We start from the raw sequence: 6,923 nt of genomic DNA, 5'->3' as shown, positions 1-6,923 counted from the left end.
GAAAACAATACTTCAATTGGTTGAATAGTAGGTGGTTAAGGCATATTCAGCAAGCTCTATATTATTCGTTTTCTCAGCTTATTATTGTATTCTGCATTCTTTCTTCGCACTATGATGGTATCTTAACTCATTGGAATTGGCTATCTTTGCAGTATCAAAATGAGCATAAGAATGTGAAGAAGCGGGCTAAGGGAGTCCAAAAGCTTACCGCTGGTGGCTTGCTGTATGGCTGTCACGAGAGGAAAGTCCGGGCCACAAAGAGCACCATACTTCCTAACGGGAAGCTATCGTGAGGTAGATTAGCGTAACAGAGAACAACCGCCATCTTAGGGTGGTAAGGGTGAAAAGGTGGGGTAAGAGCCTACCGGGCTGGTAGTGATACGCAGCCGTCAGTACGCATTATGGGTGGAAAGGTCATGTACACCGACGCTGTAGGGCGGCTCGTCCGATGTCGGGGGGTAGACCGATAGAGCTAGGGGGTGACTCCTAGAGTAGATAAATGGTAGGCATCCACCCCTCGGGGTGGAGACAGAACCCGGCTTACTGAGGTCTCCTTCTCGCCCACTTCACACATATATCTATAAAGTATGGAGGATAATAAGAGAGAGGAATACCATAGACGAATAGAGGAGATACAGAGTAGACGCAACAAGGAGGGTGAAAAGAAAAACCCATTCTTTAAGCGGGTGTTTGATTGGTTCGGAAATGCTTACCAATTCGTGACAAGCGATATGTGGAGGCTGTATGACCAAGAGATGACGGGTGTCTCAGGCTTTTTCGTACGTGTGCTTCGTGTCTTGTATGTCTCTATCAAGGAGTTTATCGAGGGTAGGGTGGCACAAAAGTCTTCGGCGCTCACTTATACGACTCTTTTGGCTCTAGTCCCTACACTGACCTTGATTCTCAGTGTGGGCGCAGGGTTCGGTATGCAAGCATCTGTGCAAAGGGCTCTCTACGATGCCTTCCCCGCCCATCAAATGGAGCTTACTACAGCATTCGACTTAGTAGAGGCTTATCTCAATGAAATACATAGTGGCGTACTGATTATTGTCGGTCTTATCGTGCTGATATATACTGTTTTCAGTATGCTCCTTACGGTAGAAAGTGTATTTAATCAGATATGGCAGATAAAGGTTGGGCGTCCTATAAGTAAAAGCTTGATAGGATACTTGGCTGCAATAGTGATTGTGCCAGTAGCACTGATTGCGATCTCTTTCTCCAACATCTTTATTAGTTCACTTAGCTCTATAGAGCTACTTGGCACCATAAGTATTGCCCCTGTGATTACCACGCTGCTCAAGATACTTCCAGTGGTGATAATTATCCTGATTCTTACCGCTTTCTATATAACGATGCCCAATACTCAAGTGCGTATTGTGCCAGCTTTGATAGCTGGAGTGGTGGCGGGCTTTGCGTTTCAGTTCTTCCAGATGTTTTATATCTCAGGTCAGTTGTGGGTATCTAAGTACAATAGTATCTATGGTAGTATTGCCGCTATCCCTCTATTGATGCTATTCGTGCAATTCTCTTGGACTATTATTCTCTTCGGTGCTCAGCTGAGCTATGCTATCCAGAATGTGAAGCGTTATGTGTTTCGCAACGAGAGCGAGAAGGTTAGTCGTAGGTATCGAGACCTCGTGGCAGTAATTTTGATGAAGAAAGTGTGTATGGCCTTTCGGTATCAGGGGCTTCCTTATACTGCCGATCAGCTTTCTGAGGAGACCGATTTGCCGATCATTATTGTCCAAGATACGTTGGACAAACTGGTGGCTTGCCGCCTACTGAGTGCCAATGAACCATCCTCTAGGCGCCATGCATTGACTTATACTCCTGCATCGGAGATTTCGAGCATTACGGTTAAGAGGGTGCTGACAGCTCTAGATAGGTTGGGCTCGGAGAACTTCCGTATGGATATTTACGATGAATATGCCGAGGAGTGGGATGTGATAAGAATTGCACGGCAGTTGCCTTTTGAAGAGCTGGAGATACCAGTGGTTGAGATTGATAGCCATAGAGAAAAATAGGTTTCTATTTGATGAAGTCCCTAAATTTTGCTAACTTCGCAAACCATTTGGATACACAATACTTGATAATAAGTTAATAGTAATAAATATGGCAGTATTAGAAAGAATTAGAGGCCTAGCCTGGGTGGTAGTGGCCGTGATTGGTCTTGGTCTACTCGCCTTCATTCTTGGAGACGTTGGTAACTGGTTTTCATCAGTTTCTCGTGACGGAGAGATGACCGCATTTATGGTAAATGGAAATCAGATTAAGATCCAGGACTACGAGACTTTGGTGAATCAGGAGCAGGAGCGCTATAAGCAGATGGGACAAAATCTTGGAGAGGCTGAGTCGTTCCAAATACGTAACATGGTATACCAAGGAATGGTAGCCAAGCAAGTGCTCAAGGAGGAGGCTGAGAAAATTGGTCTAGCAGTAGGTGCTGAGGAGACTATGGAGCTTATTCAGGGTGAGAATCCATCTCCAATGGTTATGCAGTACTTCGTAGATCCTAAGACAGGCGCCTTTGATAGAACTGCTCTAGTAAACTTCCTCAAGCAGATTAATGCTAAGGGAGGTACTGCAGAGGAGCAGGCTATGCTTAGCCAGTCTAAAGCAATGTGGATTAAGATAGAGGAGGATGTGCGTGCTGAGAGGTTGGCTCAAAAGTATGGCAACTTGGTTGCTGGTGCTGTAGTGGCAAACAAACTTGAGCAGGCATATCAAGCAAAGGCTGATGGAACTCTCTCTGATGTTGCTTATGTGCAGAGGTCAGTAGCTCAGGCAACGGATGTCAATGTAGAGGTATCTGAAGCAGATGTTAAGGCATATTACGATGCTCGCAAGAAGCTATTTACTAGCTACAGTGGAGGAGCTGATGTTGATGTTATCTATACTACAATCACTCCTTCTACTCAGGATTTCGCTAATGCGAAAGCCGATATTGCCGAGGCTGATAAGGCTCTGAGAGCTGGTCAGAACCCGAACCTTGTGCTGGATGATTATTCTGATGTTAAGTATCAGGATACTTACTTTACAATCGAGGACTTCAATAACCCTATCTTTCCAGCTGATTTCGCAGGGTATCTAGCTACTGCTAGTGTAGGTGAGGTGTCTAATGTGTATGATACTGGTAGCGCGATTAGTGTAGCTAAGTTAATCGATAAGAAGGTAGCACCTAGTACGCTTAAGGTAAGTCACATTATGCTTGCTCCAGTTGGGGCTAAGACTGAGACCCCAAGTGTGGATAGTCTTCTCGCTATTGTTAAGGCAGAGCCAACTCGCTTTGCAGAGCTGGCAAAGAACTACTCACTCGATACCAATAGTAGTGTTAAAGGTGGAGAGATTGGTGAGCTCAATGAGGCTACAGCGACCCAGTTCCTTGGTGTTGACTTTAGCAATGCTATCTTTGGCGCAACTGTAGGCGTGCCATTTAGCTTCAAGTCTCAGTATGGTGAGCATATTGTGATGGTGACAGAGGCAGGAGAAAGTGTAGAGAAGTATAAGGTGGCATTTGCACAGCGAACAGTAAGGGCTAGTAGTGAGACTCAGAGCGCTATCTACAATCAGATGAGCAGCTTCCTTGCAGCCAACAAGGGCAATGCAATAGATTCCCTTGCTCTTAACCAAGGCTACCAAGTGCTTCCTAATACCATGGTGAGTGCTGATCAGCCTCAGCTATCAATGGGTATCGAGAATAGCCGTTCTCTAATTCGTTGGGCAATGAGTGCTAAGCCAGGTGAGATTAGCGATATCACTGAATGTGGTGACAAGTACGTATTTGTACGACTCAATGACTCTTACTCTAATGGTGTTATTCCATTTAACTATGTGAAGGAGCAATTGACCGAGGTTGTGAAGAATGAAAAGAAAGTAGATGCTATGTATGAGCAGCTGTTGGCAGCTAAGCCAAGTAGTCTAGAGGCTTATGCTACTAATGTGGCTAGCGTTGTGGATACGCTTACGGCTGTGAAGTTCAATACGCCTACACTCGCCTCTATCGGTTTCGAGCCTAGACTTAATGCTGCAGCTGCTTTTGCTAAGCCTGGTGTAGTTACGCCTGTGAAGGGTCTTTCTAGTGTGTATCTGATTAATGTGCTTAATAGGCAAGAGGATTCAGCTGCAATTGCTGATGTTAAGTTGCAACTTAATGCACAGCGCAAGGGGTATGTTCGCTCTCAGGTGCTTGGACAAGTTATTCAGAAGGCAGATATTCAGGATAAGCGCGCTAAGTTCCAGTAATTTAATTCGTGTACTGAATACTTATAAAAAGGCTTGCTCCTTGGCTCTATGCCAAGGAGCAAGCCTTTTTATAAGTATATGATAAAGCACTAATTGAGACTATTGTATGAAGTAATCAACGGTGTTGTTTCAGTATTCGGGTTTGGTGGGGTGGTGAAGTACGTTCCCTGTCGCCTTTAGCTATAGCATCTTGTATTTTGTCTCCGCACATAGTCTCCAACTATTCGCAATCAGATTAGCATGAACATTGCTTTGCACTACATTCTTTACTGGGTGTAGTGCGGTTATGTGGGTGTTGTAGAGCGCTCATGATAGGGTAGTATAGCTATTGGGGTAGTATATAAACAAAAAACCACCGTACTCCATTAGTAAGTACAGTGGGAAAAACTATTAACACGAGTGGACCCTGATGGATTCGAACCATCGACCCTCTGCTTGTAAGGCAGATGCTCTAAACCAACTGAGCTAAGGATCCGTACAACAAACACTAAAAACGTGGACCCTGATGGATTCGAACCATCGACCCTCTGCTTGTAAGGCAGATGCTCTAAACCAACTGAGCTAAGGATCCGTTATGTTTCGCTAGACCCTCTCTGGGTTTAGCTCTGCAAAGATACAACAAATTTTTGAACTGACAAATGTTTGGGAGATTTTTTTCTCGTAAGTTTATCTTGGCTATTATTGGCTAGGACACTATAGGTTCTTGCGTGTTCGTTTATCGTATACGTTAGCCATATATTACTAGAACTATTTGCTATTGTGGGGAAAAGTGTTATCTTTACAGCCGAATTAGAGGTGTAAATCGACTAATATTTTGGGATTTAGTAACTTAGAGTGTAAATTATGTATTGGACACTAGAATTGGCTTCAAAGCTTGACGATGCTCCATGGCCAGCTACGAAGGATGAGTTGATCGATTACGCTCAGCGTACATGTGCTCCTATGGAGGTAATTGAGAATCTCCAAGAGATTGAAGACGAGGAGATGATCTACGACAATATTGAGGAGATATGGCCAGATTATCCAAGTAAGGAAGATTTCTTCTTTAACGAAGAGGAGTATTGATTCTGGATAATAATTGTAGACCCCTGCATTACTTTCTAAGTAGTGCAGGGGTCTATAGCGTTATAGATACTATTATTGATTTTCTGATTAGTTATTTGCATATATTGTATGGGAATCAGAAATTTTATGTATATTTGGTCGAATCCTTAATCATTATAAAGTTTATGTAGTTATGGATACTTATGAGCATGTAATTCCTTACGTCCCTGTGCTTGATGCATTAGATCTTAATTCTCAAGAAATGGTGATGGAGAGTAAAGCTTTACGCCTGCCAATTATGCATAATAATTGGCAAGACGAATTCTCATATACCCCAATTACAGTCGCTGATTTGGCGTATTCAAATAAAGGTATCTATTGTCGATTCTGGAGTAAAGGGATTGGTCTTAAGGCAAGCTATACTGAGGATGGAGGTAAAGTACATGAGGATAGCTGTGTAGAAATCTTTTTGCAGGCGCCAGGTAATGAACAGTACATTAATTTCGAATTTAATTGTGTTGGTACTTGCGACGCTGCTCGGCGCAAGAGTCGTACAGAGAGTACGCCACTTAAGCCTGTAGAGTATGCCTCTATTCGACGTGCTACAAGTGAACGCCCTGGATTAATCTTTGACCGTCCTCAGGGGGTACACTCATTTTGGGTCTCAGTATTTATCCCATTTGAGCTATTGGGTATTGATTTGAGTAACCCTTCTGCTCCTAATTATCTCTTAGGGAACCTTTATAAGTGTGGCGATAAGACTTCCGCTCCACACTTTCTTAGCTGGAAACCTATCGATGCTCCACATCCTGATTTTCATAGACCTGAGCAGTTCTACCCTATATACCTTGCCCCTCGCCAATAATTTGTAGGATTAATAATACAAGTGAACGTTTGTGGTTTAGCCACCCTATTTGGTTGGTCCTCCCTACACAAAATACCTTCTCTCCTCTTATAGAAGTAGGATTCTATAAGAGGAGAGAAGGTATTTTGTGTAGAAGAAGCTTATTCAGCGATCTATTCTCTACTAGAAACGTATCATCTTTAGTGCTGTGACTGCAGCTTCTACCCCCTTATTGCCAAGACGTCCGCCAGCTCTATCTGCCGCTTGTTGGTGGTCGTCTGTTGTAAGTACACCATTGATAACTGGTACGAAGATGCCGTGAGGGGTGTGGCTAGAAGTGGCATTGAGGAACCCTATATTGACCATTACACTCTCCGAGATGTAATCGAAGTGAGGTGTTTCTCCTCTGATAACACTCCCCAAGATAATGATAGCATCTGCCCCGCTGAAGTGTAGACTCTTTTTGGAGGCGTAGATCAATTCAAAACTTCCTGGGACATAACGAACCGTGATATCGGATTCCTTTACTCCGTGCTTTAGGAGTGTCTCTACCGCCCCATCTCTGAGAGGGAAAGTGATATCACTATTCCACTCTGATACGATGATAACTACTTTTTTGCCTTCGCCATTCGGCACTTCTGATGGGTCGTATTGGCTCAAATCTGTTGTAGACATTCTTATTTCGCTTCTTATTAAGTGTGATTAATCTACCCCAAAGTTAAGGTTTTCTTTTGTTACAAACAAATCATGGCGTCTATTGTTATAGAAATAGAGGTGATAACGACATAATTAT

General features: G+C 43.4%; 5 protein-coding genes, 2 tRNA genes and 1 other RNA gene. 5 read left to right on the top strand and 3 right to left on the bottom strand.

What is annotated here, in order from left to right; genetic code table 11:
* Positions 1-191 precede the first annotated feature (191 nt).
* The 3 genes from rnpB to IX315_RS09210 all read left to right on the top strand — a co-directional run bounded on the left by rnpB (position 192) and on the right by IX315_RS09210 (position 4,242).
* Positions 192-558: RNase P RNA component class A (rnpB, locus tag IX315_RS09220), an RNA gene on the top strand.
* 29 nt (positions 559-587) lie between these two features.
* Positions 588-2,024 carry a YihY/virulence factor BrkB family protein gene (locus tag IX315_RS09215; protein WP_211637442.1) on the top strand — a complete coding sequence of 479 codons (1,437 nt, stop codon included), beginning with the start codon at positions 588-590 and terminating at the stop codon, positions 2,022-2,024.
* Between the two features lie 88 nt (positions 2,025-2,112).
* The gene (locus IX315_RS09210; protein ID WP_211637440.1) at positions 2,113-4,242 is read left to right on the top strand and encodes a peptidylprolyl isomerase; all 2,130 of its coding nucleotides are present in this window, start codon (positions 2,113-2,115) and stop codon (positions 4,240-4,242) included.
* 400 nt (positions 4,243-4,642) lie between these two features.
* On the opposite strand, the gene IX315_RS09205 is transcribed toward IX315_RS09210, so the two are convergent.
* Together IX315_RS09205 and IX315_RS09200 are read right to left on the bottom strand one after the other, a co-directional pair.
* A tRNA-Val gene (locus IX315_RS09205) sits at positions 4,643-4,717 on the bottom strand.
* A 21-nt stretch (positions 4,718-4,738) separates the two neighbouring features.
* Positions 4,739-4,813 (bottom strand) — tRNA-Val (locus IX315_RS09200).
* 272 nt (positions 4,814-5,085) lie between these two features.
* On the opposite strand from IX315_RS09200, the gene IX315_RS09195 reads away from it, so the two are divergent.
* Complete coding sequence (locus tag IX315_RS09195) at positions 5,086-5,307, top strand: DUF2795 domain-containing protein (RefSeq protein WP_018357556.1); 222 nt, start codon at positions 5,086-5,088, stop codon at positions 5,305-5,307.
* Positions 5,308-5,479: 172 nt separating this feature from the next.
* Positions 5,480-6,151: a carbohydrate-binding family 9-like protein gene (locus tag IX315_RS09190; RefSeq protein ID WP_018357557.1), complete on the top strand. Its 672-nt coding sequence runs from the start codon at positions 5,480-5,482 to the stop codon at positions 6,149-6,151.
* A 162-nt stretch (positions 6,152-6,313) separates the two neighbouring features.
* On the opposite strand, the gene ribH is transcribed toward IX315_RS09190, so the two are convergent.
* A complete protein-coding gene (gene ribH / locus IX315_RS09185) occupies positions 6,314-6,805 on the bottom strand; it encodes a 6,7-dimethyl-8-ribityllumazine synthase (RefSeq protein WP_018357558.1) in 492 nt (163 codons plus the stop codon).
* Positions 6,806-6,923: the final 118 nt, after the last annotated feature.

The sequence above is a fragment of the Porphyromonas levii genome, assembly GCF_018206105.1.
GTDB classification, from domain to species: Bacteria; Bacteroidota; Bacteroidia; order Bacteroidales; family Porphyromonadaceae; genus Porphyromonas_A; species Porphyromonas_A levii.
Note: the sequence above shows the minus strand (reverse complement) of the source record. Positions and strands in the feature narration are given on the sequence as shown.